Annotated in this window: 23 protein-coding genes and 4 pseudogenes; 11 read left to right on the top strand and 16 right to left on the bottom strand. The window is 58.7% G+C overall.

Annotated elements, in window-relative coordinates:
• The first annotated feature begins 162 nt into the window (after positions 1 to 162).
• Positions 163 to 1,139 (top strand): annotated as a pseudogene (locus HGP14_RS33170) (IS5 family transposase).
• 293 nt (positions 1,140 to 1,432) lie between these two features.
• Here the strand turns inward: HGP14_RS33170 and HGP14_RS36380 are convergent.
• The 11 genes from HGP14_RS36380 to HGP14_RS33120 all read right to left on the bottom strand — a co-directional run bounded on the left by HGP14_RS36380 (position 1,433) and on the right by HGP14_RS33120 (position 10,959).
• Complete coding sequence (locus tag HGP14_RS36380) at positions 1,433 to 1,825, bottom strand: Na+/H+ antiporter NhaA (RefSeq protein ID WP_281408152.1); 393 nt, start codon at positions 1,823 to 1,825, stop codon at positions 1,433 to 1,435.
• Complete coding sequence (locus HGP14_RS33165; protein WP_281408151.1) at positions 1,810 to 2,673, bottom strand: Na+/H+ antiporter NhaA; 864 nt, start codon at positions 2,671 to 2,673, stop codon at positions 1,810 to 1,812. Before HGP14_RS33165 ends, HGP14_RS36380 begins: the two co-directional genes overlap by 16 nt.
• A gap of 147 nt (positions 2,674 to 2,820) precedes the next feature.
• A complete protein-coding gene (locus tag HGP14_RS33160) occupies positions 2,821 to 3,546 on the bottom strand; it encodes an SDR family NAD(P)-dependent oxidoreductase (RefSeq protein ID WP_168834037.1) in 726 nt (241 codons plus the stop codon).
• Positions 3,547 to 3,555: 9 nt separating this feature from the next.
• On the bottom strand, positions 3,556 to 4,095 hold the full coding sequence (locus tag HGP14_RS33155) for a 2,4'-dihydroxyacetophenone dioxygenase family protein (protein WP_205927439.1): 540 nt from the start codon (positions 4,093 to 4,095) through the stop codon (positions 3,556 to 3,558).
• 105 nt (positions 4,096 to 4,200) lie between these two features.
• Positions 4,201 to 5,130 carry a sugar kinase gene (locus tag HGP14_RS33150; RefSeq protein WP_168834036.1) on the bottom strand — a complete coding sequence of 310 codons (930 nt, stop codon included), beginning with the start codon at positions 5,128 to 5,130 and terminating at the stop codon, positions 4,201 to 4,203.
• Between the two features lie 9 nt (positions 5,131 to 5,139).
• The gene (locus HGP14_RS33145) at positions 5,140 to 5,790 is read right to left on the bottom strand and encodes an RraA family protein (RefSeq protein ID WP_168834035.1); all 651 of its coding nucleotides are present in this window, start codon (positions 5,788 to 5,790) and stop codon (positions 5,140 to 5,142) included.
• Positions 5,787 to 6,818: a C-terminal binding protein gene (locus tag HGP14_RS33140; RefSeq protein WP_168834034.1), complete on the bottom strand. Its 1,032-nt coding sequence runs from the start codon at positions 6,816 to 6,818 to the stop codon at positions 5,787 to 5,789. The genes HGP14_RS33145 and HGP14_RS33140 overlap by 4 nt, the downstream gene beginning before the upstream one ends.
• A gap of 26 nt (positions 6,819 to 6,844) precedes the next feature.
• Positions 6,845 to 7,858, bottom strand: coding sequence for a DctP family TRAP transporter solute-binding subunit (locus tag HGP14_RS33135; RefSeq protein ID WP_168834033.1), 1,014 nt, complete (start codon positions 7,856 to 7,858; stop codon positions 6,845 to 6,847).
• A gap of 28 nt (positions 7,859 to 7,886) precedes the next feature.
• Complete coding sequence (locus HGP14_RS33130; protein WP_205927438.1) at positions 7,887 to 9,176, bottom strand: TRAP transporter large permease; 1,290 nt, start codon at positions 9,174 to 9,176, stop codon at positions 7,887 to 7,889.
• A gap of 2 nt (positions 9,177 to 9,178) precedes the next feature.
• Positions 9,179 to 9,712, bottom strand: coding sequence for a TRAP transporter small permease (locus HGP14_RS33125; protein WP_168834032.1), 534 nt, complete (start codon positions 9,710 to 9,712; stop codon positions 9,179 to 9,181).
• Between the two features lie 50 nt (positions 9,713 to 9,762).
• Entirely contained in the window at positions 9,763 to 10,959 is a 1,197-nt protein-coding gene (locus HGP14_RS33120; RefSeq protein WP_168834031.1) for an L-dopachrome tautomerase-related protein, read from the bottom strand.
• A 105-nt stretch (positions 10,960 to 11,064) separates the two neighbouring features.
• Between HGP14_RS33120 and HGP14_RS33115 the strand changes: the two genes are divergently transcribed.
• From HGP14_RS33115 to HGP14_RS33105, 3 genes and pseudogenes are all read left to right on the top strand, one after another.
• Positions 11,065 to 11,826 carry a GntR family transcriptional regulator gene (locus tag HGP14_RS33115; protein WP_168834030.1) on the top strand — a complete coding sequence of 254 codons (762 nt, stop codon included), beginning with the start codon at positions 11,065 to 11,067 and terminating at the stop codon, positions 11,824 to 11,826.
• Between the two features lie 630 nt (positions 11,827 to 12,456).
• Positions 12,457 to 12,546, top strand: coding sequence for a K(+)-transporting ATPase subunit F (locus tag HGP14_RS33110; protein ID WP_168834029.1), 90 nt, complete (start codon positions 12,457 to 12,459; stop codon positions 12,544 to 12,546).
• Between the two features lie 77 nt (positions 12,547 to 12,623).
• A pseudogene (locus HGP14_RS33105) lies at positions 12,624 to 13,130 on the top strand (IS6 family transposase); the annotation flags it as partial.
• Between the two features lie 174 nt (positions 13,131 to 13,304).
• On the opposite strand, the pseudogene HGP14_RS33100 reads toward HGP14_RS33105, so the two are convergent.
• Positions 13,305 to 13,931: pseudogene (locus tag HGP14_RS33100) on the bottom strand (IS5 family transposase); the annotation flags it as partial.
• Positions 13,932 to 14,335: 404 nt separating this feature from the next.
• On the opposite strand from HGP14_RS33100, the gene HGP14_RS33095 reads away from it, so the two are divergent.
• The 3 genes from HGP14_RS33095 to HGP14_RS33085 all read left to right on the top strand — a co-directional run bounded on the left by HGP14_RS33095 (position 14,336) and on the right by HGP14_RS33085 (position 17,591).
• Positions 14,336 to 15,868, top strand: coding sequence for an FAD-dependent oxidoreductase (locus HGP14_RS33095; RefSeq protein ID WP_168834028.1), 1,533 nt, complete (start codon positions 14,336 to 14,338; stop codon positions 15,866 to 15,868).
• Positions 15,869 to 16,137: 269 nt separating this feature from the next.
• On the top strand, positions 16,138 to 16,446 hold the full coding sequence (locus HGP14_RS33090) for an ATPase inhibitor subunit zeta (protein ID WP_168834027.1): 309 nt from the start codon (positions 16,138 to 16,140) through the stop codon (positions 16,444 to 16,446).
• Between the two features lie 170 nt (positions 16,447 to 16,616).
• Positions 16,617 to 17,591, top strand: a complete 975-nt coding sequence (locus HGP14_RS33085) for a DUF3616 domain-containing protein (protein WP_168834026.1) — start codon at positions 16,617 to 16,619, stop codon at positions 17,589 to 17,591.
• Positions 17,592 to 17,965: 374 nt separating this feature from the next.
• On the opposite strand, the gene HGP14_RS33080 is transcribed toward HGP14_RS33085, so the two are convergent.
• Positions 17,966 to 18,298, bottom strand: a complete 333-nt coding sequence (locus HGP14_RS33080; RefSeq protein ID WP_168834025.1) for a M20 family dipeptidase — start codon at positions 18,296 to 18,298, stop codon at positions 17,966 to 17,968.
• A gap of 553 nt (positions 18,299 to 18,851) precedes the next feature.
• On the opposite strand from HGP14_RS33080, the gene HGP14_RS33075 reads away from it, so the two are divergent.
• A complete protein-coding gene (locus HGP14_RS33075; protein WP_168834024.1) occupies positions 18,852 to 19,022 on the top strand; it encodes a hypothetical protein in 171 nt (56 codons plus the stop codon).
• A gap of 514 nt (positions 19,023 to 19,536) precedes the next feature.
• Here the strand turns inward: HGP14_RS33075 and HGP14_RS33070 are convergent.
• On the bottom strand, positions 19,537 to 19,746 hold the full coding sequence (locus tag HGP14_RS33070; RefSeq protein WP_168834023.1) for a hypothetical protein: 210 nt from the start codon (positions 19,744 to 19,746) through the stop codon (positions 19,537 to 19,539).
• Between the two features lie 1,181 nt (positions 19,747 to 20,927).
• Positions 20,928 to 21,146: a hypothetical protein gene (locus HGP14_RS33065; RefSeq protein WP_168834022.1), complete on the bottom strand. Its 219-nt coding sequence runs from the start codon at positions 21,144 to 21,146 to the stop codon at positions 20,928 to 20,930.
• A 255-nt stretch (positions 21,147 to 21,401) separates the two neighbouring features.
• Between HGP14_RS33065 and HGP14_RS33060 the strand changes: the two genes are divergently transcribed.
• From HGP14_RS33060 to HGP14_RS33050, 3 genes and pseudogenes are all read left to right on the top strand, one after another.
• A complete protein-coding gene (locus tag HGP14_RS33060) occupies positions 21,402 to 21,755 on the top strand; it encodes a hypothetical protein (RefSeq protein WP_168834019.1) in 354 nt (117 codons plus the stop codon).
• Positions 21,733 to 22,779, top strand: a complete 1,047-nt coding sequence (locus tag HGP14_RS33055) for a hypothetical protein (protein ID WP_168834021.1) — start codon at positions 21,733 to 21,735, stop codon at positions 22,777 to 22,779. Before HGP14_RS33060 ends, HGP14_RS33055 begins: the two co-directional genes overlap by 23 nt.
• 102 nt (positions 22,780 to 22,881) lie before the next feature.
• Positions 22,882 to 23,200 (top strand): annotated as a pseudogene (locus HGP14_RS33050) (phage holin family protein).
• A gap of 1,551 nt (positions 23,201 to 24,751) precedes the next feature.
• Here the strand turns inward: HGP14_RS33050 and HGP14_RS33045 are convergent.
• Entirely contained in the window at positions 24,752 to 25,072 is a 321-nt protein-coding gene (locus HGP14_RS33045; protein ID WP_168834020.1) for a hypothetical protein, read from the bottom strand.
• Between the last annotated feature and the right edge of the window lie 280 nt (positions 25,073 to 25,352).

Raw genomic sequence — 25,352 nt, 5'->3', positions numbered from 1 at the left:
CGCGACCGTTTTGATTTCGCTCGAAGCACCGCATCCAATCAATTGCCGGAACGGTGGTGCGCACACGCTGATCCATTCTGGTAGTGTTGGACGTTGGTGCGTGGATCATTAATCGGGTGGTCGTAGGTAGTTGGCGAACACAATGACCGGTCTCTTGCTCCTATGCCTTTCAAACACAATGCCGCCCGCCGCCATCGTATCGGCAAGATGAAGTTCAAGGTGACGAACTGGCCGGAATATGAGGCCGGCCTGCGCCGGCGTGGTGGCCTGACGCTTTGGATAACACCAGAGGCGATGTCATCGTGGCAGGCGCCGAAGCGCACGACGCGTGGCGGCCAGCCTCGCTATTCCGATCTGGCGATCGAGACGGCCCTGACGCTGGGTCTGGTGTTCGGCCTGCGGCTGCGTCAGACGGAGGGCTTGCTGGCATCTGTACTGAAGCTGATGGGCTTGGATCTCGCCGTACCCGATCACACGACATTGAGCCGACGGGCCCGGACAAGGCAACGGCGAACAGGCGGAAAGGGCATAGCTGTCCGAGACCCGTTCACGTCCTCATCGACAGCACGGGGCTCGAGGTCTGCGGCGCCGGCCAGTGGCTGGAAGACAAGCACGGGACCAAATCCCGTCGGGGCTAGCGCAAATTGCACCTGGCGCTGGACGCCGACAGCGGCCAGATCATCGCTCACGTCATGACCGACCAGGATGCGGGCGACGCTTCACGAGTCGAACCGCTGCTCGATCAGATCGACGGACCGATTGGCCAGTTCACGGCCGATGGCGCCTATGACGGCGACCCGACCTATGAAGCCGTCATTGGGCACGGTGCCGCCGTCGTCATTCCCCCGCGCTCCAACGCGGTGGAACAGCCGGATGCCGAGCTTCCCACTCAACGAGACCATCATATCGCGGCGATCAAGGCCAAGGGTCGGATGAAGTGGCAAGTGATGACCGGCCACGGCAGGCGGTCACTGGTCGAAACCGCGATCGGGCGCTACAAGTCTATCATTGGACACCGACTGAGAGCACGATCCTTCGGTGCCCAGCAGACCGAAGTTGCCCTCGGCTGCGCCGTTCTCAATCGCATGCTGGAATGTGCACGCCCGAAATCCGTCCGCTCCAAAACAAAAACGGCATAACCTCAAAGATTGAAATCCGCTCACACCGCCATTGCTGCACAAACGCCGGATGGAGCGACGACCACGCAGTCGCGGCCAAGCGAGACGATCGCTGCCACATGCAGCCTTTCAATTGTAAGAGCTTTCGACACGCCAAGGAGTGACTGGCCATTGCAGAGCTTCACTGAGCCGCACACTTTCCAACGTCACGACAACGGACGAATAACGCGCATACTGCGCCGGCAACCTCCGCACCGGGCGTTCTTGCCCAAGCGCGAAAGCAAGCTTGTATGACTCCAACTCTGAGGTGCCATTCAATTCAAAGATCTCTTCACCGCTAGCGTTCGCCCTATAGCAAGTGAAATGATTGCCGCTCCAAATGAGAAGAGAGCACCCATTTTCGCGGCATCCTGTTCAGCGCCTGACGGAAACGCTACAGTCGCGACGAAGAGGGCAACAGTGAACCCTACCGACGCAACACACCCCATGACGGGCAGGTCGGCGAGGCGCATGCCGTCGGGCAAGCCGAGACCAAGCCGACCAGCGGCAAACCAGCCCATGATCGAAATTCCCAGCGGCTTGCCGATTAGCAGGCTTGCGAGGACGAGCCACGTCACCTCTCCGATGACTGAAAACTCAACTCCGGCATTCGCGAAACCAAATAGCATCAGAACGAATTGCACGGGCTTCTTTAGGACATGTTCCATCGCGTTGAGCAGGTCCGTCCGTTGCGCCTCTTCCTCCGCGAACAGACCGAGATCGGCTTCTGAATGAGGTATGGTCGGAATGATGGGCAACAGGCCAGCGCCGGATGGATACCGGCTTGCTGAAAGCCATACCAGGAGGCTGCCGCCGCGATGGCGTAGGGCCAGAACCGCCATCTGCCAGAGACAAGAGCGAAAAAACCTTTGACCGGTTTTCGGCCATTCAATCTTCGAGGCAGAAAGTTCGCGATCAGCCAGACGCCTGTTGCAGTCCCCGCCGATAGCAGCAGCCATTCAGGAGCAAGATCGCCTTGTGGATAAAAAATGGCCAAGATGAAAAGTCCGCCGGCGTCGTCTGCAATTGCAAGGAGGAGCAAAAACTTCACCGCGGGATGACGTGCTCCGAAGACCAGCCGGCCAATAAGATAGGAAAAGGCAATATCGGTGGCCGTTGGGATGGCCCAGCCTTGCGCCAGGATTGCGAATTTTCCGAGCATGTATGCACCGAGGAGATAGACCACTGCGGGGCCGAACATGCCTCCAGCCGTGGCAATAAGCGGTGTCAGCGCCTTCCTGCCACGCAACGCGCCGCCCTTTAATGCGACCGCTTCCCAAACTTCTTTTCCAGCCAAGGCAAAGAAGAATGCCATGAGGACGTTGTTAATCAGATAATGCAATGTCAGCGAGCGGCGACCGCCTTCCAGGTGACCGACCAGCCCGTCCTCCCGGAGAGGATAGTCAATGAGGTGATGATAGGTTTCTGGCGAGATGCTCCCCCAGGTAAGGGCAATCACTGCCCCGAAGACCAGCAGCAGGGAATATTCTTCGAAGATCGTCCAGATGCGATACATGCTTTCTTCTCGTGAAACGCCCTGAGCTCATCCTTTCGAAGTCGCAGCACCCTGGTGCGCAGTCGGCCTCGCCCGAATGCTCGATTGAAGCAATAGCCGGGCAAGGCACTGAAAGTAGATCTCGGTCAACGGGCGGTGATTGAAACGTCAGGTAACCATGTATCCGCCATCGACGGGCATGATGACGCCGGTGACGAAGGAGGCCGCAGGGCTGACAAGGAATGCCACGGCGTTTGCGACATCCTCGGGCTTGCCCCATCGCTTCAAGGGCGTGCGGTCCAGGATCGGGCCCGACCGGGCCGGATCATCCTGCAGCGCTTGCGTCAGGGGCGTCGCGATCCAGCCGGGCGCAACCGCGTTCACCCGTATCCCTTCGGCTGCGTAGGCAATCGCCAGCGACTTGGTGAGCTGGGCGACCCCACCCTTGCTGGCGCTATAGGCCGGCACCAGCGAGCCGCCGAAGAAGGACAACATGGACGCAGTATTGACGATCGACCCACCGGTACGTGCAAGCTTTTTGCGCGCGGCGGTACAAACCCGCATCGTGCCCGTCAGGTTGATGTCCAGCACCTGTTCGAACACGTCAAGTTTGTGCTCGTCACCGCGTCGGATGATGCCGGCGCAATTGACCACGATATCCAAGGCATCGAACTCTCCGATCAGGGCAATGACGGCTGTCTCGTCGCGGACATCGAGCTCGCGGGTGGCAATAGTTAGCCCGTCTGGCTTGGTGAAACTGTCGGCACCAAGCCCAGCGGTCACAACCCTCGCGCCCAAAAGTGCGAGATGAACGGCGATCGCTGCGCCGATACCTGTGGTGCCGCCGCTCACCAAGGCCGTGCGCCCAGCGAGCATGTCTTTCTCAAAGCTCATGATCGTCCTCTACCGAATGAACTGGTCGACATAGTCTGCACCCAGGCCAACCGCCTCGTAATGCTTGCGACACATGTCGATCTTAGTGAAGACGTCTTCGAAACCGTTGTTGTTGCCCCATGGGTCGACGTAATACATGCAGCCGTTCACCTGGAACAACGTGATCATTTCCTCGACGCCTTCATCGACGACCAGCGTATGGGTTTCGCCGGGCGGCTCAAAGGCATAGGATCCTTCCGTCGCGACCCAGTCGTGCTCCAGATAGCGCCAGCTTCCCTTGATGACGAAGGCATGGACGGGGTTGGGATGCCGGTGGCGCGACAGCACGCCTGACCGGCGAACCCGCAAAAGGTTCATCCAATATCCCGAAGAGCGGTTGAGACATAGCGGGCGGAACCACACTTGATCCGCCTGCGGCACCCATATGCGTTCGTCCTGGGGCACGACGTCCGGAATGACGAGATCCGGCAGGATTTCCGCCGGTTGCGGCTTCTGATAGGGCATGCGCCGCTGCGCTTCCATATCCGGGGTTTTCTGCTCGCTATCCATATCTTCACCTCTCTGCTGTGCGGAAAGCCTGTCGGGCTGCTGCCGAAGTTGCAGCCGTTGGCCGGCCCAGGTCCCGGCATGCGAAGCCCGGGCCGGTGTTGATCGTCAGTTCGAAGTGCGCAGGAATGCCTCGACCTCCGCTCTCCTGGGAATTGGGGCGACAGCCCCGTATCCGCAAGTGGAAAGCGCGGCAGCAGCATTGGCGTAGCGAGCCGCTTCGATCGGAGACTTGCCCCCGATCAGCATCGCCAGGAACGAGCCGTCGAATGTATCGCCCGCTCCCGTGGCATCGACACTTGCGACTTTGTAGCCGGCAATTTTCTGGCGGCCGCTGAGTGAGGCGACCAGAACCCCTTCCTTGCCCATCTTCAACAGGCACAGGGGGGCGCCAAGGTCGAGGTAGAAGCTTGCGATCTCGTTCGGATCGGTGAGGCCGGTCAGCACCGTCGCATCGTCCAGGCTCGGGAAGATCACGTCGCAGAGCGGGATCGTCGCATGCGTGACGGCCCGCGCCCGTGCGAGCGGCCAGAGCTTCAGGCGAAGATTGGTATCGTATGCCACCTTCACACCCGCCGCCCGTGCCGCATCGATCGCTTCGAACACGCTGTCGCAGGCGGTGCCGCTGATTGCCTGGCTGATCCCCGAGACATGCAGGTATTTCGACCTGGCGATATAGTCAGCCGGGACGTCCTGCGGCTTCACGAGACTGGCAACAGAGCCGGCTCGCATATAGGAGAAGACATGGCCCGTCGAGCCATGCGTCACGAAATACATGCCGGTATGGGCATCAGCCCGCCGCACGACGTGCGATGTGTCGACGCCCTCGGTCGCCCACAGGTCCATGAACATATCACCAAAAGCGTCCTGCCCGAGGCCGGTGAAATAGCCAACGCCGACGCCCTGCCGAGCGGCCGCGATGGCGGTGTTCGAAGTGTCGCCGCCGAAGCCCAGGCGGTAGAAGGTCCCACCGGTCCTTTCACCGCTTTGGTTGAATTCGACCAGCGGCTCTCCGAATGCAACAAGGTCCAACGCCATGATCGGACCCTAGATCCGGCCGTATTTGGCAAGACCCTCGCGCAGTGAGCCTGCCTGGATGATGAGCTTGGCCTGTTCGAGTTCGCGCATGTCGATATCCTTCGACATCGCGAGCACTTCTTCGGCATGTGCGCGCGGAACGACGACCACGCCGTCGATGTCTGCGACGATAATATCGCCGGGATGAACCATCACGCTTCCGATCTGGACCGGCACATTCGATGCGAGCGTCTTGAACCGACCGAGCGTCGTGCCGGGGCTTGCCGCCCGTGCATAGACCGGAAAATCGTAGTCGCGACGGATTTCGGTGATATCGCGGACTCCGCCGTCGAGGACCGCGCCCTCATGCTTGTTGGCAACCGCGCCGGCCGTCATCAGACCGCCCCAGACAGCGACATTCGTCTCTTGGCCGACGGAGATGCAGATGACGGATCCGGCAGGGCTCTCGTCGATCGCATCCAGGGCGTGCTGCGGCGGTAGGAATTCATCGCTCGGGCCTTCGAGAATGGTGACCGCAGGACCGACGATCTTTCGGTCGTTGATCCGCGGCTTCACGCTGTCGTCCATGAACCCGCGTTTACCCGCAACCTTATCCACGGCATCCGCGACAGATGCAGTGGCCACTTCGCGAAAGCCGGCGATCAATTCTTCCAACGTCATATCAAGCACTCCTGTTTGCAATCTACGGTCTTTGGTCTGGCCTCACCACCTTCCCAGCGGTTGACCCAATTCCGGGGAGTTTCCCCCGAGAATACGCGTGCGATCTCCTCGCTTGCCTTGCGTCGTAGGTCGTCGACGGACTGTTCCGAGTACCAGCCGGTGTGATCGCTGACGACGGCGTTGGAGAGCCCGAAAAACGGGTTGTCGGCGGCCGGCGGCTCCTGCTCGAATACGTCGAGACCGGCACCGAAGATCCGGCTCTCCTGAAGGGCCGCAGCCAGCGCTGCACTGTCGATCAGGCCGCCGCGGGAGGTGTTGACGACGATCGCGGTCGGCTTCATTCGGACGATGAAGCCGGCATCGACGATATGTTTTGTCTCCGCAGTCAGCGGCGCATGCAGCGAGACGACGTCGGCCTCCGCCGCCAGCCGGTCGAGATCGGCGAGCTCCGCCCCCTCCGGCGCCTCCCTCAGATAGGGGTCGAAGATCAGGCACCTGTCGTAGCCGATGCTGCGCGCCTTGCGATGGAAGGCGCTGGCAATGCGGCCATAGCCGATCAGTCCGAGCGTGCCGCCCCGCAGGCGATACATCGGCTCGGTGCGGGCGACGTTCCAGGCGCCCTGGCGCACCGCCCTGTCGCGCGAGACGATACGGCGCGCTACGGCAAACAGCAGTGCCAGCGCCTGATCGCTCACCTCTTCCACGCCGTAGTCCGGGACGTTAGCAACATAGATGCCGCGCGATGCCGCGTGGGGGCGGTCAATATTGTCGACACCCACGCCATAGCGCACGATCGCGCGGCAGGTAGGCATGGCGTCGATCGCAGCGGCATCGACGGGGCTCTCGCGGACGAGCACTGCATCGGCGCCAGCGACCGCCTTGCGGACGGCATCCGCCGAGCCATTGCAGGGAATTTCGACGACGCGCGCACCGAACGGAGCAAGCACCGCTGCTTCGACATCGGTCCCGCCATAACCTTCATCTAGTATGACGATCAGCGGGCTTTCTGGAAGTGTTGTCTTTATCATGATGGGCGCGTCGTCTCTTCGATTACTTACTTCTGGGTTTCAGCGTCCTTGACGGCGTGCAGCAGACCGTTGACCCACTTCTCGCCGACGGACTTCTTTAGCTGTTCAGCGACTGCCGGCTGGGTGGCTTCGCGGAACTTCTCGATCTCGTCCGGGGTCGGCACATAGACTTCCATGCCAGCATCGGTGAGCACCTTTTTGGCGGCCAGGTCCTGGGCTCGTGTCATGTCGCGATGGATGTCACGCGCCGGGATGACGCAGTCGTCGATGGCCTTCTTTTCCGTATCAGTCAGCGTCTGGTAGAACATGTCGCTGATGAGATAGGCGTGCAGGCTGTAGACGTGGCCGTCGAGGGTTGCGTATTTCTGGCTCTGGTAGAGGCTGGCGGCCATGATGTTGGTGACGCCGTTCTCCTGTCCGTCGACGGTGCCCTGCGACAGCGCCGCCGGCAGTTCACCCCAGTCAATTGCCGAGGGGCTGGCGCCAAGTGCCTGAACCAAGGTGAGGAAGACGGGTGCGGGCTGCACACGGATCTTGAGGCCCTTCATATCGTCAGGCGTCTTGACCGGATGCTTGCTGTTGGTGAAGTGGCGAATGCCGTTATCGGCATAGGCGAGCAGGCGGATGCCGGTCTGCTTCAGCATCTCGTCGGCGAAGTCCTTACCGAACTTGCCGTCGAGGACCTTGTAGGCAGTCGCATGGTCCGGAAAGAGATAGGGCATGGCGAAAACATCGAACGGGCGATAGACGCTCGATATTCCGCCATCGTGGGAGACGACCATCTCGATGGTGCCGAACTTCAGGCCTTCCAGGGCGTTGGTCGCGTTGCCGAGCTGCCCGGCCGGAAAAATTTGCACTTCGATCGAGCCACTGGTCGCCTTCTCGACGCAGGCCTTGAACTTCAAGGCAGCAGCGTGCATCGGCTGATCTTCGCGGGCTGGCTGGAAATGCTCGTATTTCAGGATTTTGGGGGCGGCCATCGCCGGCATGACGCCGAGCGAAACAAGGGCAGATGTCAGCAGGGCAAGTTTCCTGAGCATATTTTACTCCTCCATATAGCTCTGGGTATCAGTGGGTGTATCCGAACAGGTTGGGCAGCCAGGTGCTCAGTCCGGGGAACAGAACGATCAGTACGAAGACCACGAGCTCGGTGATCAGCATCGGCATGACAGCGCGCGCCAAGGTGAACAGCGGCATCTTCGTGACGACCGAGACGACGAACAGCACGCCGCCGACGGGCGGGGTGATCATGCCGATGGTCAGGTTGAGAATGACCACCATGGCAAAGTGCAATGGGTTGATGCCGGCAGCCTGGGCGACAGGCGCCAGGATCGGAACAAGAATGATGACAGCCGGCAGCGTGTCGAGGAAAAGGCCACAGATGAGCAGGAACAGCGACACGACGATCAGCAGGCCAAGCGGCGGCAGGTCGAGGCTGACGATTGCCTGGCTAACCGACTGCGGGATCTGCAGCACCGTCAGCATATAGGCGAAGATCGTGGCCATGGAGACGACAATCATCACCACGGACGACATCAGCGCGGTCGTCACCAAAATCTGCGGTACCTGCTTGATCGACAGCGTGCCGATGACGAAGCGGCCGACCACGAAAGCGTAGACCGCGGCGACAGCAGATGCCTCGGTGGGCGTGAACAGCCCACTATGAATCCCACCGAGAATGATGAGCGGCATCAGGGCTGCGGGAAAAACCTTCCACGACGACAGAAGGAAAGTGCCCCAGGACGGCCTTGGTAGCGGAAAGGTGAAGTTCTCGCGCTTGGCGATCCACCAGTTCAGGGTGAGGAGGGAGACACCGAGCAACAGGCCCGGGACGATACCTGCCATGAACATGCCGATCACGCTGACGCTGTTGTCCGTGAGCGCATAGACGACCATAATGATCGACGGCGGAATGATCGGTGCGATGATCGAACTGGCTGCAGTCAGACCGGCGGCATAGCCAACGGGATAGCCGGCCTGGCGCATCATGCGGATGATGACGGAGCCGGGGCCGGCGGCGTCGGCCAGTGCCGAACCGCTGATACCAGCCATGAAGATTGCCATGATGACGTTGGCGTAGCCGAGACCACCACGGACATTGCCGATCAGCCGGCAGGCGAATTTCACCAAAAGGTCGGTGATCCGTCCGCCCGTCATCAGCTCTGCCGCGAGGATGAAGAAGGGGATTGCCATCATCGGGAAACTGTCGAGGCCGCTGAAAAGCCGCTGGGCGACGAGCATGGGGGATACCTGCCCACCCCACAGGAGCGAGGCAAGACCAGCGCCGCCCATGGCCATGGAGACCGGAACGCCGGCAAGTAGGGTGACAACGAAAACGATAACGAGGACTGCGGTCATGTTCAGCGGACTTCCATCGCCATGAGGGCAGGGGCTTCGCCAATCGCCTCGGCCTCTTCGCCGAGATCAAACTGGCGAGTGACGTAATTCCTGAAGCCGAGCAGCAGGTGCAGCATCGACAGGACGCAGCCGACTGGCACGGCGAGATAGACCAGGCCGAGCGGCAGGTTCAGGACGGCGGAGGACTGCATCATGGTCATGCTTGAATAGGCAAAACCGTACCAGGCGACGATCGCAAGAAAGACCAGGATCGCGATCGCGACAGCGAAGCGGACCGAATGCATGGCGCGCACAGGCAGAGCATCTTGCACCAACTCGACCGCCACATGCGAACCGTTGCGAAGGGCAAGACCGGCACCAAGATAGGCGGCCCAGATCATCATGTAGCGGGTCAGTTCCTCGACCCAGGAGAGCGAATCTCCCACAACATAACGAAGCACCACATTGGCGAAGACGAGCACGGTCATGATCAGCACGAGCACACCGAGCACAAATTGGTTGAGCCATATCAAGGCCCCGTCTATTCGCGAAAGCATTGAAATTCCTCCAGACGGGCGCCCTCCCGAAGGCGCCCCGGTTATAAAGATCAGTTAAGATAGGAATTCGCCTTCACCGGCAGCTTCCATATGGTGAAGTTGGGTACGCTGGGGTTGGTGAAGTCCATGTCGCCATCGACCCAGAGATGAAGATGGTTGGAAAGAACGTGCAGGGTTCCATCCGGGGCGAAGGCCAGCGTGTCCGGCCAGACCATTTCGGGATTGTAGGCGACCTGCGTCAGCCGTCGGGTGGCCGGCTCCCATTTCAGCACGCCGTTGAGCTGGAGGGCGGTGAGATAGACGTTGCCATCCCTGTCAGCTGCCAGACCATCAGCGTTCGAGGGCAGCTGGGTCTCGACCCGGACGGCAGCCTCCAACTCTGATTCCGAGACCTTCGAATCGCGCAGCAGGGTCGTCGGCAGCGAATAAAGTGTATTGCCCGTGAGACTCGTCCAGTACAGGGTCTTGCGATCACCAGACAGCGCAATGCCGTCGGCACCGGTGCGCATGCGACCGTTTTTCAGCACCTGACGGCCGTTGATCGCGAAGCTGAAATTGCGGTCGTCATTGGTGAACTTGGTGGCGTTGAGTACGCGCCGCGCGCTGTTGGCCTTGCGATCGTATACGATCAGGCCGCCGCACAGAGGATCGCCAAAGATGCCACTGTCGACGATGTAGGCAAAGCCGGATTCGTTGTCGACGACGACATCGTTCAGAAAGGAACATTTCTTGTCAGAAATTTCCGGGCCGAACACGAGACGCTGAATCTCCTTGTTCGCTTTGATGTCCCACAGAACGAGCTTCTCGTCCTTGGGGCCGGATGGTTGGCCGGCGACATGGCCCTGATCGAGCAGCCACATCACGTCCTTTTCATCAATTTCGAAGCCTAAGACCGCCTTCAGGCCATCCAGGTTGGAGATGTCGTTCAGGCTGGCGGAAGGAAACGGCGCGAGTTCGTATTTGTCGCCGGCCTTCACTACCTTGGAAACAGTTGCCGGCATGTCCGGGCCGCCCCAACGGGCAGTCGTGACATACATGGATCCCGCGGAATCGAATTTGAGACCCTGAGCCAGCGTCTTGCCGAACAGCGGGCTTGCCTTCCACTTCTCCGCAGCCCGGCTGTCATCGAGCTTATAGGGTAGGCTGTTCCAGCGTACGACAGGTTCGGAGGCCTGGTCGGCCGCAAAGACATTGCCTGCGATATTCAAGGCGAGTATGGCGATAAGCGCCATCTTGTAAGCATTCATGATTTCCCTCCCCAGGAGACATCTTCCTCTCAAGATGAAAAGCTGCTACCTTAGGCAGCAGCTGAACTAAGGTAGCAGTTTGATCGATATTGTAAAGGGGGCTAGATGAGCTCTGTTGAAAACCCATCCGTCAAAGCGAAACCGGGCTCGAAGCGAAACAAGAGCGGCGCAGGAATAGCGCGCCCGAAACTGCTCGTTGACGAAGTCATTCGAGCTCTCCGCGCAATGATCGTTGAGGGGCGGGTCCTGCCGGGCGAACGCCTGTCGGAAAATGCGCTCGCAGCGGAACTCAACGTGTCCACGACCCCGGTCCGCGAGGCGATCGCTCTTCTGAGGCAAGAAGGGCTCGTCACGGTCCAGCCACAGTCTGGAACCTATGTCTTCGATCTCCGCCCGGGCGAACTGGGGCAGCTCTGCGAATTGCGGTTTGCATTGGAGCCAACCGCAGTTCAGCTTGCACTAGAGGACCCGTCCTCACAATTGGCTGATAGGCTGGCGGTCATCGTGCGACGGATGGAAGATGCGCAGTCAGAAGGGCGAGTTCAGGACTATTTGGCGCTCGATACGGAATTTCATGAGACGATTATAGCCTCGGCAAACAACCCTTATATTTCAAGTGCCTACGCGTTGATCAGTGCAAAGATGGCTGCGTTACGCAACCGCTTGGGCCGAGATCCGCACCACATGGAGAAGTCAAAACACGAACATTTAGAGATAGCCGAGGCCGTTCGAGTGAAAGATCTCAACAGAGCCATTGAAATACTCGTGCGGCACATTGCTCGAAAGGAGGGTTCCTATTGGGAGCATTTAGACCCTGAAAACCCGCAGCGCCTTTCAAAATTCACAGGCAAAAACGATCAAGATTAGTTCGCGAAATTACCTGCCTCCCGCAGCAACGAAGATTGCTACTGCCCACGTCTTGGAGCTCACCAAAACGCCTCTGAACATTAATGGGGCGCAAATATACGGCAGAAAGTTCAAATCGTGAACAGCGACCCCGGCTAAGCATGTCGATCCGATTACCCGGCGAAAGGGCCCCGATGGCGATCGGCCTCCGTGATCGCCCACTTCGATGAAAAGGTGGTGTTCGCGGGAAAGGCGGGCACGGTTCCTGGAGATCCGCTTCTCGCTGTCGTTTGGCCGGCGCAAGAACTTTGCACGCGAGGGAAACCGGCTCGATGTGGGCGATGTCGATGTGGGCGATGTCGTCGTGACCGGCTCGCGCTCCCCCGTTCAAATTCTGCCTGGCCAGCAGCTTGTGGTCAAATATGAGACCGTCGGCGTAGTCTCATGCAAATTTGACTGAGTTGGAAGACCTTTATTTATGAGATTTTTATATTGTTGACCGAGTTCCCATCTGGAAAACATATGGTCAGATCGGCGATAATTATTATTTGCAGGACACTCTTCGCGGCTTCTTCATGTGCGTCAATGACGCGCCAAACCATTTGCCGCTAAGTATGCACCTTCAATGCTACCGGATCTAGGGAGGCTCCGATGATCTTCGACTATGTGCTCGCCGGTTTCGTCACTGTGGGATTGGCCGTTTATCTTGCATACGCACTGCTGAGGCCCGATCGGTTCTGAGGGCATGCCATGGTAGACCTCAAGAACAGGCACTGTAACGTTAACCGGTCGGCCATCGAAATGTGAGATCTGGCGGCATGACCAGATCTGCTCGTGATCCCCTTTATCGCCGTCACCGGTTTCCCGCTCAGGTGATTGCCCATGCGGTTTGGCTGTACTTCCGGTTTCCGCTCAGCCTGCGGATGGTCGAGGATATGCTGGCAGCCCGCGGGATCATCGTTTCCCACCAGACCGTGCGTCTGTAGGCGGAGAAATTTGGCAGGCACTTTGCCAACAACATCCGGAGGCGCTCAGCCGGAAAGCTCGGCGACAAATGGTACCTCGATGAGATCGTCATCACCATTCAAGGAAAGAAACACAGGCTTTGGCGCGCCGTGGATCAGGCGGGCTTTGTTCTCGACGTTCTGGTGCAAAGCCACCGCAATGCCAAGGCCGCAAAGCGTCTGATGCGAAAGCTTCTCAAGGGTCAAGGCCGTTCACCGCGTATGATGATCACTGACAAGCTCCGATCCTATGGCGCGGCAAAGCGCCAGATCATGCCCGGCGTCGAGCATCGTTCGCACAAGAGCCTCAACAATCGGGCGTCTCTATTCGGCCGGTTGAAGTCAAGCATGTTCAGGTTTTCCGGTTCTAAGGCTTCAACTGTCCTGCGGGCTCTTGCTTCTCTTCGGAATCGGCACAATGGCCCTTCCATCATGGGGTCGGAAGAATGAAGCGGAACTATCTGAGAAGCGTCCTTCTACGCCCATAAGGCGCGGGGAGCCGTCGGCGGTAAACTGTTCGATCGGACGACCGGTCTGCTCGAGCAAAGGCCCCACCTGCGAGGCGTCGCCCATGTCCTGATCGGTCATCGTGTGGGCGATGATCTCGCCGCTATCGGCATCCAGAGCCAGGTGCAGCTTGCGCCAACTGCGACGGGATCTGGCGCCATGCTTCTCCTCCAGCCACTGGCCAGCGCCGTAGACCTGAAGTCCGGTGCTATCGACAAGGATATGCACAGGTTCGTCCGAAACTTGACGGGTATGCCGCTCGGCCCGAGCATGCCATAGCCGCGCCCTCCGGGCTCAGCGTGGTAATGATCGGGAACGGCGAGTGTCAGCCCCATCAATGACAGCACCGATTCCACCAAGCCTTCTGTCTGGCGCAGCTGCAGTCCGAATACCAGGCCCAGCGTCAAGGCCATCTCGATCGCCAGATCGGAATAGCGGGGCTGGCCGCCTCTTGTCTTGCGTCTTGGCGCTTGCCACGACGCAAGAGCTTCCCGTCAGCCACAAGGTCAGACTACCACGCCGACGAAGTCCAGCCTCATACTCCTGCCAGTTCGTCACCTTGAATTTCATCTTACCGATGTGATGACGGCGGGACGCATTATGTTTGAAAGGCATGGCTGCGACAAACCGATCATTGAGCTTGCCGCTCACCTACGCCAATTCGATTAATGATCCGCGCACCAACGTCCCGCCTCGGCATTCAAAGAATTATTGGAGATCATGCTTTGCATCGCTTCTTTTCCACTTCGTCCGCCAAAATAGCCATTTAATTAATTGATTCAAATTACTTTTTTGGAATCGCCTAATTGTCGCTTGCACCTCAGCTTGCACTTGCGCATCAAATGACATGGGCTCTGAGGCGCACCAGACGTCATCACAAGAATTTTCACTCAACTTCAGGCCAAATTCATTTGCATACGAGACGGAATGGCGGAAAATTCAAGGGGAGCTGCCTGCTCGCGCAACCGAGCGTCGTCGTAATGGATGCTAGCGGCAGCTGCCCTTTGAGGGAGGAGAAAATGGCCGGTAACCATTCAGACCCGAGCGGACCCGATCTGGCCCTCGGCGTTGCGCTCGCCGATCTTCACGATGGAGGCAAGCTCGTCGGCCATCGCGGCGGCGAGCCCGTGCTTCTGGTGCGCCGCGGAGCAGAAATATTCGCCGTTGCTGCCGCCTGCTCGCACTATGGCGGACCGCTGGTCGACGGCCTCGTCGCCGACGACACCGTCCGCTGCCCCTGGCATCACGCCTGTTTCGACCTGCGCACTGGAGAGGCCTTGCGCGCGCCGGCCCTGTCGCCTCTCGCTTGCTGGTCGGTCGAGCAGCGCGGCGAAAGGATTCTCATTGGCGAGAAGCGCAAGAAACCGTCGCCGGCCCCGCGCGAAAGTGATGCCGGGGTGTTTCCGGAAAGGATTGTCCTCGTCGGCGGTGGCGCAGCCGGTTTTGCCGCAGCCGAGAGGCTGCGGCGTGAACAATATCAGGGCGCCATCGTCATGATCAGCGACGACGAGGCGCTGCCCGTCGACCGCCCCAACCTTTCGAAGGACTACCTCGCGGGCAAGGCTCCCGAAGACTGGATCCCGTTGCGTAAGGAAGGCTTCTATGCCAGGAACGGCATCGACCTGCGCCTCGGAACTAAGGTTGCTGACATCGACGTCCGTGCCAGCGAGGTCGTGCTCGCCGATGGGGCACGGGTCGCCTTCGACAAATTGCTGCTGGCGACCGGCGCCGAACCGGTGCGCCTGACCATACCCGGCGCCGACCAGCCTCACGTCCACACGTTGCGCTCGCTTGCCGACAGCCGCAGGATCATCGCGCAGAGCAGCGCGGCGCGGCACGCTGTCGTGCTAGGCGCCAGCTTCATAGGCCTCGAGGTTGCCGCCGCTCTTCGGACCCGTGGTGTCGAAGTGCATGTGGTGGCGCCCGAGGAACGGCCGATGGAACGGGTGCTGGGCCTCCAGATGGGCGACTTCATCCGCGCCCTGCATGAGGAAAATGGCGTCGTCTTCCATCTTGGGGACACCGCAGCGAGCATCGACGCGAGCGAGGTCCTGTTGAGCAGCGGCAGCACCCTGGCCGCCGACATAATCGTTGCCGGGATCGGCGTGCTGCCGCGGGTCAATCTAGCCGAAAGAGCCGGTATCGCCACCGATCGGGGCGTCCTGGTCGATGCATATCTCGAAACCAGCGTGCCGGGGATATACGCGGCCGGCGATATCGCGCGGTGGCCTGACCCCCACAGCGGCGAGAACATCAGGGTGGAGCACTGGGTGGTGGCGCAGCGGCAGGGTGCTGCCGCGGCCCTCAATATGCTCGGACGCCGGAGGAAGTTCACGGATGTGCCGTTCTTCTGGAGCCAGCATTACGACATTCCGATCAACTATGTCGGCCACGCCGAGAGATGGGACGCGATCGAGGTTGTGGGCGACGTTGCCGCGAGGGACTGCCTCTTGCGCCTCAAGCGCGGCGGACGCGTTCTGGCGGTTGCCACGATCTTCCGCGATACCGAAAGCCTCGAGGCAGAGCTGACGATGGAGCAGAACAAGGTCTAGAGCGTGATAACATCTTGCCGCTGAACTGGGTCTGCCTAACCGGCTGGGTCAATACCGCCGCCTGCGAGATCATGTCAAAGCCCCCTCTCACCACAGCGTGGCGTGGTGGCATGTCTCCTTAGGGCCGTCAGGCGACGATGCCTCGGCCGGAACGCGCCATGTGTGGACCAGAGCCGCAGTGTACTTGACAGCACCGCGGCCGTTACATTTACGATGATCCATAGGGAGTTTCTGATATAATTCCAGAAGGCGAGCAATGGAGCATCTCAATGGATAGGTGGCGAATTGTGCGGCGCAATAAGCTGGTTGGCATGTGGGCGGCGCAAAAATTGGGATTGGTCGGCGAAAGTGCCACAGCCTACTCGAACGACCTCGCGAGGAACACGCTCGACCTCAAACGCAACGACGTGTTGGTCATAATTCGCAGAGACTTCGATGCCGCGGGCGTGGTTCAATCCAAAGAGCAAATTCTGAGCGTCATGAGTCAATCATGGCTGGAGGCCGGAAGAAAAACAGACAGGGCAGATGCCAGCGACGCCGCACTGGTGCAGATTGCGCGCAATCTCCAGTCGAGGTGACGACGGTGTTTGGAGAGAACCGGTTCACTAAAAAGGAAAGTTCCGAGCGGACGCGCTGCGAAACAACTCCTGCCGCGCTTCAAAGGTGTGATCCAATCGGATGAGGACATTCGACGCGCCTTGGCCGAGCTCTGGCTCGTTCACCCAGACGCGAGCTGGGAGGATCGGTATTGAGGCCTCGAAAGATTAGATCTACCTATTTTGCGGAGCGGCCCCGTGATGGCCGCGAACCGTACAATGCCTCGGATATCGTAGCGATTGCCGATTCTCGCTTTTTGTTCTGCGACAACAACATCAGTGACGCGCTCTTCGAACTGCGTCTTACACCCGAAGGTCAGGCGGCAGGTCCGATTGTGCGGTGGCCTATCGAGGGGATCTCGGCAGAGCGCGTCGATGACCTAGAGGCAATGGCCTTGGTTGAGGATCGCGGCCGAAGATTCATCCTTGCTATCCCGTCGCTAAGTCTAAAGCGGACGAAAATACACAAGGAGACGGCGAGGCGCGGCGAGGCGGTGGCGGCGAGGAGCGGTTTACTGCGAATTGCCATCGGTGATGAAGGGGAGCTTCGAGCGGAGTTGCTCGAAGGGTTTCGGGCTTGGCTGATCGACAATGTGCCTGAGTTGGGCAAAGCACCTTACTGCTTGCCTGACGACGGAGGACTGAACATTGAGGGGCTCAGTTGGAGTCCCGCAGAGCACACTCTTCTCCTTGGCTTGCGCACGCCTGTCATCGACGGCCAACCAATTGTCGTTCGCGTACGTGTGAAAGATATCGGCGGCCCGTGGACCTTGAGCAACTTGGAGATGTTGCCGGCGGTCTTCCTTGAAATTGATAGGGACCGAGACGAGCAGGGAATTCGGGGCATCGAGTACAACTCCTTCGAACGCGACCTACTCATCGTAATCGGGAACTCCACCAGCGCGTCGAAGGCGCCCTTCAATCTCTACCGATGGAACGGCGATATTGATGGCATAGTCGAGCGCTGCGGCGGTGTGCGTTTTCACAAAAAAATGAGAGTTGAAGGAGTCGCACGTGGGACCATCGGTGGCCGCGATGCCATCGTATTCGTTGATGACGGCGGCGGGTACCAGATCCTTTGGAGAGATGATCTCTCTTTGGAGACGGGCGCTGCTTCAAAGCGATGAAACCTCGAGCCCACCAAGACTAACTGTCAACTCATCGACCGCTGTGGGCAGGACGCTTTGATGCCGGAAAGCAACGCTATAAATACTCGCGACAAATTTCGTCCGCCGATCGTAGCGATGGGCGAGTTTGATTGCGGCGGCGCTTAAGCTCGCTAAGAAGAACATAGGAGTTGCATTAGCAGCTAAGAGCCCCTTCTATTGCCGCTGGCGCGCAGGTCTGGCTTGATGGCGGCCATCGGGAAGCCAGCGGGCCAGCAGGGAAGGCAGAACAGCAATGGCGGCACTGTTGAGGGGCATGCGCCATTGTCGCAGACCAAGGTCGATCGCCAGTCGTATCTGTGCGTCTCGCTCCATCGAGCATCAGCGATAAAGCCCTATAGCCGGCGATTTACGGCGTTGATCGGGCCCCCCGCCAGCCGCTCCAACAGCCGCGTCCACGCCGTCATGCCGAGCCGGAAATTTGCAAGACGCAGAAACTCATTCGGCGCATGATAATCTTCGTCCGACGTGGAGAAGGAAAAAAAGATCGTTCCGGCCCCTAGATGCTTTTCGAATACACCGCAGATTGGGATTGTCGTGCCCATGGCAACCCGCAGCGGCCGCGCCCCGAGCAAAGGCTCAAGCACATCCTCGGCGATCGCCAGCGCCGGCAAGTCGGGATCGAGACCGAAGGCAGCGGTGCCCGGTCCGTGATTATGTATATCCAATCTATATCGGGTGTGTTGCAAATTTTTTGGGCATAGAATGGTATTCTCATGCTCGGGGCGTATGAACCGCTGGCACCTATTTTTCGGGAGCTTCATCCCCGTTTGTGATCATGATTCTGGCTACTGCCGGGCTCCGAACATCTCCCGTGAGAATGATTTTCTCCGATTGAGCGCCATCAGGAAAGTTTGCAACAGACCCAAACAGACTCCGCAGCCAACTGAGGTCGGAGAGTTATTCCATGTAGTGGGGAATGAAGTTGCCGTCGGAATACCCGTCGGCGGGGCGCCCAGCCCCTGCGGTGAACCATCCGTCTCTGGGAGGACGTCGACTGCAGACGGCGCATTTGCCCGGGCTACGGCTCTGGCACCAAATCGAGCCAATGCGGAACTTGCTTTAAACACATTGGCGGTGCAAAGGTCGCCTATCGAAATTGCTAGTCGAGCTTTGTTTCACGCCCTCTCGCGTTCAAGCTGATCTTTCCTCTCAAAATCGATTTCTACGTCGTCTGGCGGCAAGCCGGAGGCGATTACCTATTCGACCGAAGGAGATTTTATGAGCAAGACCAATGCAGCCGAAATTCAGCGAAGAGCAGAGCGACAGGTTTCAAACACGAGTGGCGGCGGCCATCTGGGCGGCACCAAATTCGGCCAGGCGAATGACGCCAAGACCTCTGGGGGCAGTGGTCAAGGTGGAAAGGGCCGCCCCAACGGCGCCCGCAAATAGCCAGAGAATGGATTGCTGACCAGTCCTACCGAAATGACCATCACAGCCCGCCACCTTCACCGGTCGGCGGGCTTTTCATTGGAGAGCGCGATCAAGCTCCCCATTAGGGAACCAATCCCGCTTCTGGCCGTTGAGCTAGGCCGGAGTCCTACCATGAACCGGGCAGATAAGCGCGATGGAGATGATCAGGTACTCCAAGGAGACGTATAATGGATCTCACCACACTTCTCATCATAGTTCTGATACTGGTTGTGCTGGGTGGCGGCTGGTACGGCCGCGGACGCTGGTACTAAGCTAGGCTCTGCCAAGCATGGATCATGCTCGTCACGCTGTCGAGGGGTCCAGATACCTCACTCTTGTCGCACCGATCCTCGTCATGGGTTGGCTGCCGATGTGGCGGCGGCTATGAAGGAAGACGTCGAACGCGTCGTTCTCATCGTGCTTTGCCTTATCGGCATTGCGGCTCTGATTTTTGCGTTCGGGTAGAAAATTCATTTCGCGAAATGCGAAGGCTTCACGACCAGTAGAAAGGATCTTGCTCACTCCCGCCAATATAAACCGCGGTGGCGCCAGACATCCCTGATCTTCGCTTCGATCTCTTTGACCGCTCGTCAAAGTCTTGGTTCAAGGTCATAGCCAACGCGTGCAAGTCCGTCATATTCGGCCTTGCCTGCTCGGCCAGATCAGCCTGTGCATTGATTGCGGCCATAAGGTCGTCGTCCATCCCGTCCTCCAAGGTTGCTCTAGGCATGGAGAACGCACGGCATGAGAAGTTTGTTCAGGCGCTCCCCAAAGGCAAGACAACTTCCGAAAGGAAGCGGGAACTCCAACTTGTCCACCGGCGACAAGACCATGGCCACACTCGTGAGATGACGAGCCCGCGCCGCCGCTCCGCCCGGCGAGGGGTCATTGGGGCAAGCCGGATCAAAGCATAGAACTATCGATCGTCGGGATTTCGCCCTCCTTTGCCCTCGTCCTCGCTTGGGTAAGGGCTAACTCATTGGCATCCGGGTCTCTATGGAGGATCATCGCCAAGGCGGTTCTCGTGATCCGAAATCGGCCGCAGGTCGGGCAGATGAATTCGGCAACGTCTTCCATCCCCGATAGCTCCTCCTGGGCTGGCTCATTGGATATTGGGCAGGTGTCGTTGGTCCAGTTCATTCAGTCCTCCCAAGGTTGACCAGGCCATTCCTGAAAAACGCACGACGGCCTTGTCGCTATTCCGGCTGAATCCGGCTTACGCCGCGGAGGAATATAGTTGAGTGTTTCGCTCTGGCCGGTCTTCCACCCAACGTCGTGACTTCCTCTGTGAGGATATAGCCGACACTCTGAAGTGTATTTGCCAAATCTGCCATCGAACGATTGTCTTCGATCGTGAGATGTCCGACCTGGTCAATCGGGTGTCTCAAATAGACGGCGTATCTAGCCATGTGCGTTTCCTTTTGGTTGCAGTTTAGCAATCGCCAATGCTTGGCTATTCCACGGGATCAGACTTGTCCCCGGCGACAAGGCAACGGCAACACTCGTTGGCGATGACGAACAGCCTATGAAATCACCTCGGGAGCCCTGCAATGCACGGCCTCCGGGTCGGTGATGTGGAATAAGGAAATCAGCAGATGTCTCAGTGTGTGCCTTCAGATGAGAACAGAGATTGCGACATCAGCGTCTATGCTTCAACCAATCAAACTGCCGATCCGCTTCAAGCTGCGCTTGCTCTCGCGTTGGAAGACCAGGACGCCTCCATACCAATTCGCCGTTCATGTACACTTCGGCCTCAAAGGTGCCATTCCTCTTTAAGTTGATGCGGCTTCCTTCTACCATTTGCTTCATCTCATCCTCCAAGGTTAAGCCGTGCCAGTCCTGAAAACGCAGGGGCCGAGATCGACGTCAATGGCGAAGCTGAAATCAACTATTCAGCTGAGGTAAAGGGCGCATCTCGTCCGCCTTCACTCTGGCTTCATCGACGTTCTCAGCAGGGAGCATCGTAACGAAGTAGTTGTCACCGGGTCGAATTTGCTTCTGCATATGCTTCTCCAGCGCCTCGGCGTCAGCGTTATTGTCAAAGACATCGTGCAGACGGTTTCGCGTCTCGTCCGTGTGAATGGCATAAACGTAAAATCTCATCGGAGCCTCCCTTGCTTGAGAGTGAGATAGGGCGCGGTAACAAGTTTTTAGAATCCTTGGGATGGAAAATGATCCCGCGCACCGAACGCATCCTCCTGGCTGGGCTCTGCTTGGCCATCGCGCGTGTCCATGTGATGGTCAAGCTCTTCGGCTTCCTGTTCTTCTGGACTGATCTGTTCCTTCGCAAAGCCTCGGTTGTGGCAGCGTCGCCAAGGGCGAACGGACCCACATCCGTTGTCCCTTCAAGGTTGAATCATGCCAGTCCTGAAAAACGCCCGGCATGAAAAATTCGCCCAGGCGCTCGCCAAGGGCATGACGGCAACGGACGCGTATTCCGAGGCCGGTTACAAGGGTGACCGCACCGCCGCCGCCTCTAGGTTGTCAACAAATGTCAACATCAATCGCCGTAATGCTCATCACCGGCGAAAGCTAAGCAGGCTGGATCACCAACAAGGGATAAACCACATGGCTGCCATGGTCGACCTCGCGCGCACGAAGGCTGAGAAGAAGGAAGAGCTCGATCGCTGGGAGAAGGGACCGTCCGAATCCGATCGCCCTGCTTATCCCTACGGCCTGACGCTCTTTCTTGACTACCCGTGGCCTCGATAGCGTGGGCGATGCCGTCCAGAGGGTTAATGCGCTCAAGGAAGATTCCCTCGTTCGCCAGCGTCGCAACAACTACATGGCTGCCAAGCGCGACCTTCAATACAATCCGGAAACGGGGTACATGACCCTTTCCGGGCAAGCTGCGTTCGATGCGCGGCCGAAGTTCGAGCAGGATCTACGCGCGCTCCGTCAGAAATACGCTGAGGGGTTGACTGGCCCTCAGGCCACCATGTTCGACCGCACCGTTGATCCGCTTGAGCAGGACGGGCTTCAGTCGGGCATTGTCCACAATGCCAACGAGTTGAAGACTCAGATCGAAAATGACGCGAACGCCTCGTCTGCCAACTTCCTTGATGAGGCGCTGGTCAACTTCCAGAACCCGGAAAAAGCTGACAAATACCTGGCGGCCGGACAGTTAGAGATCCGCAACCTTGCCGCAAAACAAGGCTGGACAGCCGAGATGCTCGCGCAGAAGGAACGGGCCTATATCTCCGGCGCCACCCAGAAGATGGCGCTGCGCATTGCCGCCAACGATCCGCTCGCGGCACAGGACTATATCAAGAAGAATTCCAACCGCCTCAGTGCAGATGATCAGTTTGAGCTCGCTCTGAAGCTAAAGCCGATTGTGCAAGAGGCCCAGGCCAACGCCAACGCTGCTGAACTCCTCGGAAAGAAGCGCGGCGCCGGGATCGACGTCGTCAAAGAAGTCGTAGATGCCGCCGACAACGACAACACCGGAAGGGAAGAACCCGGCCGCCCCACGGCCTCTGATCGTCCGATCTCTTCGACTGGCCCAAGCAAGGTCAGAGCGTTTCTTGCCGCTCGGGCGCCTGGCAAAGGGACTGAAGTGATTGATGGGCTCGACGAGACCTTTGCGACCAATCTTGCAGCTATGATTGAGGATGCCCCTCCGGAAATCCGAAAGGGTCTTCGGATCGTCAGCGCCTACCGGTCCAATGAGCGTCACGAACAGCTTTTCGGCAACTCGGATCGAACTGGCCGAACCGTTGCTTTTCCTGCTGGCTAACCGAGACCGGCAAGCCGACGACTGCGCGACGTGGGGCCGCGACATGAAATCCCGGTACGCCGGAACTCCCTGAACATCGAAATTCCCATCCACGAGGAGACCATGCCCGAAAAATACCAATCGCTGGCCGAGCTGCTCAACGCATGGTTCGGCGGGGCGGCAACAACAACGATTGGCGCATTGATCGGCCGCGTCATGTGGCACGCAAACGAAGTGCGCAAGTCGCATCGCCGGTTCTTCGGGAAGGAATTGCTCTGGGAGTTCGATCGGCATGGCCTTCATCGGAGACGCGCTGGCATCATCGCTGCATGTCGGGCAGCCGGTCAGCACCGCGCTTGTTGCCGCTCTTGCTTACCTGGGACCGCGCGGAACTGAGGCGCTGTTCAACAGATGGTTCGGCGCGAAACTGTCGGGCGACTAGGGGCGTACGACCAGGGCTCGCCCAAAACGTTCAAAAATGGCGAGCCCTTGCCGCATTGGACTTCGCAGGTTTGGAGAAATCCCATGGTCCATCGCCTCAACGGCTTGAGCTTCACAAAGTTCCACTACTGGGCGTGCGTTCCTTTGAATAAACGCGGTGAAACTGATGCTCACGTACGACCAGGGCCCGTCTGTGTTGCAAAGAAGGCGAGCCCTGTCGCAGACCACGGCACCGGCTGTTTGGACCGGGAAAGGGTTGCCGTGGCCAGGCGCTGTAACTGCTGTGGGTTGGCGCATCAGCGTCGATAATCAGGTAGGCAGAAAAGGCTGCTCGTCAATGATCAATTGGCACTACGCTGGCAGTGAATAGCAGCCAAAGCCGGCGACCAACCAGCTGGAAGGTACTGATATGCTGTCGGGGGTCGACAAGTCTGCGGGGCCTAACCATCCGAACAGCCATGCAAGTTGAAATGCCACTGCGGCAGCGAGCGCGATCAGGATCCACACACCCAAGGTGCGCCTAGGTGGCTTACCGGAATATCGATCAGGATCACTCATCGATCACTCCCGAAGGTGTTCAGGAACCGCGACCGCGCGGCACCAGGATGAAGGCTGCGGCATCACTGGCGGTTGAGAAGACAGGAAGACCGCCGCGCGGCCACATTGATAACGGGTGGCGTCAGCGAGCGTTCCGGTCCGCTAGCGTACGAACAAAAAGAGACCCCGCGTGCTTTGAGAGGTAGTGGTTGCGGGGTCAGGTCGCCAGCATTGCTGGCCGGATGCGCTTTGCAGGGCGGTGCACATGCGCAATCCACCAAAGTAACGAGCGAACGGGCTTCGCGTTCCGGTCCGCAACCGTACCGACAAAAAAATGCCCCACCGAAGCGGGGCGAGTTTGCCTGTAGCAACAGTTCAACGACCAGGGCCGCGCAATGTTCCAGTCTGCTAGCGTACCGACTAAAAAGAGACCCCGCTGGCCTGGAGAGGGTGGTTGCGGGTCAGGTTCCCAGCATTGCTCGTTGGATGGCTGGCAGGCGATGCCAATATGCGCGATCCATAATTAACGAGTCGAGCGGGCGCTGGGTTCCAGTTCTGTCAAGCCACACCCGTTGTTTAGGTGGTACGACGAGGGCTCGCAGGTTGAGGGTAGCGGGCCCTGTCGCACCTAATACCACAGGGCAGCCCCTGCAGCATTTGGAACTAGGCGGCATCACGATGACGAGATGGCCGCATGGCCTACGTCTATAACAAGCCGAGTTCCGCAATGTTCCGGTGCTCGGCGAGAATAGGCCGAAAAAAGCTCCGCCAAAGCACGGTAGTGACTAGCAATCACCTCTTGCGCGCAAAATTGCCATTAGCAGCCCGACGGACGCGGGGCGCGGCCGCGACGTATATCACGTATCGCTCGGCAGCGTCTGCGAGCGCTATCGCGGCCTCGTTTTCGCGCCATCCTGCTTCTACCGCAGCCAGGATGATTTCTTTTGTCAATGATCGAAGGCGCGCTGACAGTCTCCGCTACGCCGAACATCGTCCACGTCATAGCATGGCGCCTTCAGTTGTTTGGGCCCTCGTCAGTAAAACGTACAGGCACCTTCACCGGAAGCCCTTGAATCGCAAAGCGATGATAAGGTCGCGCTGAAGTGGCTGTCGCCTTCTTAGGAGGCTTGCCGAAGTGCCACTCAAGCTGAACAGTCAGGTCGGCAGGATCGGTCATCCCCTCTTGAAACAGGCGGATAAGGAGCTTCGCAGCGACGTTGAAGGGCCGAGGTCGATCAAAGAGCATATCTTCCGTATAGCCGGCATCAATCAGCACCCGCTGCAGCATGGTGAGGTCTTTGTCCGTTAGATAATTAGCGGGAAGTGCGGAAGACATGATGTCCTCCTTTCGGTCGGGGCTAGGGTGTGGCGGCCCTCAAACAGCAGCGCCCGCAATGTTGACTGCTGGAGCGCGGGACCATGCGCCTAATAGAGCCGCTCCGCAAACCCCATTGTTTAGAAATGACTGAAAATAGTCTTTGAAAGGGAATGACCTGATGTGGTGGACGGCCTCCGCTCCCGGCATCGCAATGTGCCAAAGTGTGGCTGTCGAAAGTCACATAAGGGAGAGCCGTCCATGGAGAAGATTACCACAATTGGTCTGGATATCGCCAAGC

Source organism: Rhizobium sp. P32RR-XVIII (genome assembly GCF_012641395.1).
Classification (GTDB): domain Bacteria; phylum Pseudomonadota; class Alphaproteobacteria; order Rhizobiales; family Rhizobiaceae; genus Rhizobium.
The sequence above is the reverse complement of the archived record's forward strand: the minus strand, read 5'-3'. Positions and strand labels throughout refer to the sequence as shown.

Bases quoted from the DNA above. Each gene is read 5' to 3' on its own strand.
- HGP14_RS33070 (WP_168834023.1), bottom strand. From the start codon at position 19,746: ATGGACGACGACCTTATGGCCGCAATCAATGCACAGGCTGATCTGGCC.
- HGP14_RS33075 (WP_168834024.1), top strand. From the start codon at position 18,852: ATGAGCAAGACCAATGCAGCCGAAATTCAGCGAAGAGCAGAGCGACAG.
- HGP14_RS33145 (WP_168834035.1), bottom strand. From the start codon at position 5,790: ATGACGTTGGAAGAATTGATCGCCGGCTTTCGCGAAGTGGCCACTGCA.
- HGP14_RS33095 (WP_168834028.1), top strand. From the start codon at position 14,336: ATGGCCGGTAACCATTCAGACCCGAGCGGACCCGATCTGGCCCTCGGC.
- HGP14_RS33115 (WP_168834030.1), top strand. From the start codon at position 11,065: ATGAGCTCTGTTGAAAACCCATCCGTCAAAGCGAAACCGGGCTCGAAG.
- HGP14_RS36380 (WP_281408152.1), bottom strand. From the start codon at position 1,825: ATGGAACATGTCCTAAAGAAGCCCGTGCAATTCGTTCTGATGCTATTT.
- HGP14_RS33120 (WP_168834031.1), bottom strand. From the start codon at position 10,959: ATGAATGCTTACAAGATGGCGCTTATCGCCATACTCGCCTTGAATATC.
- HGP14_RS33130 (WP_205927438.1), bottom strand. From the start codon at position 9,176: ATGACCGCAGTCCTCGTTATCGTTTTCGTTGTCACCCTACTTGCCGGC.
- HGP14_RS33135 (WP_168834033.1), bottom strand. From the start codon at position 7,858: ATGCTCAGGAAACTTGCCCTGCTGACATCTGCCCTTGTTTCGCTCGGC.
- HGP14_RS33065 (WP_168834022.1), bottom strand. From the start codon at position 21,146: ATGAGATTTTACGTTTATGCCATTCACACGGACGAGACGCGAAACCGT.
- HGP14_RS33140 (WP_168834034.1), bottom strand. From the start codon at position 6,818: ATGATAAAGACAACACTTCCAGAAAGCCCGCTGATCGTCATACTAGAT.
- HGP14_RS33090 (WP_168834027.1), top strand. From the start codon at position 16,138: ATGGATAGGTGGCGAATTGTGCGGCGCAATAAGCTGGTTGGCATGTGG.
- HGP14_RS33155 (WP_205927439.1), bottom strand. From the start codon at position 4,095: ATGGATAGCGAGCAGAAAACCCCGGATATGGAAGCGCAGCGGCGCATG.
- HGP14_RS33110 (WP_168834029.1), top strand. From the start codon at position 12,457: ATGATCTTCGACTATGTGCTCGCCGGTTTCGTCACTGTGGGATTGGCC.
- HGP14_RS33160 (WP_168834037.1), bottom strand. From the start codon at position 3,546: ATGAGCTTTGAGAAAGACATGCTCGCTGGGCGCACGGCCTTGGTGAGC.
- HGP14_RS33060 (WP_168834019.1), top strand. From the start codon at position 21,402: ATGCCAGTCCTGAAAAACGCCCGGCATGAAAAATTCGCCCAGGCGCTC.
- HGP14_RS33165 (WP_281408151.1), bottom strand. From the start codon at position 2,673: ATGTATCGCATCTGGACGATCTTCGAAGAATATTCCCTGCTGCTGGTC.
- HGP14_RS33150 (WP_168834036.1), bottom strand. From the start codon at position 5,130: ATGGCGTTGGACCTTGTTGCATTCGGAGAGCCGCTGGTCGAATTCAAC.
- HGP14_RS33125 (WP_168834032.1), bottom strand. From the start codon at position 9,712: ATGCTTTCGCGAATAGACGGGGCCTTGATATGGCTCAACCAATTTGTG.
- HGP14_RS33045 (WP_168834020.1), bottom strand. From the start codon at position 25,072: ATGTCTTCCGCACTTCCCGCTAATTATCTAACGGACAAAGACCTCACC.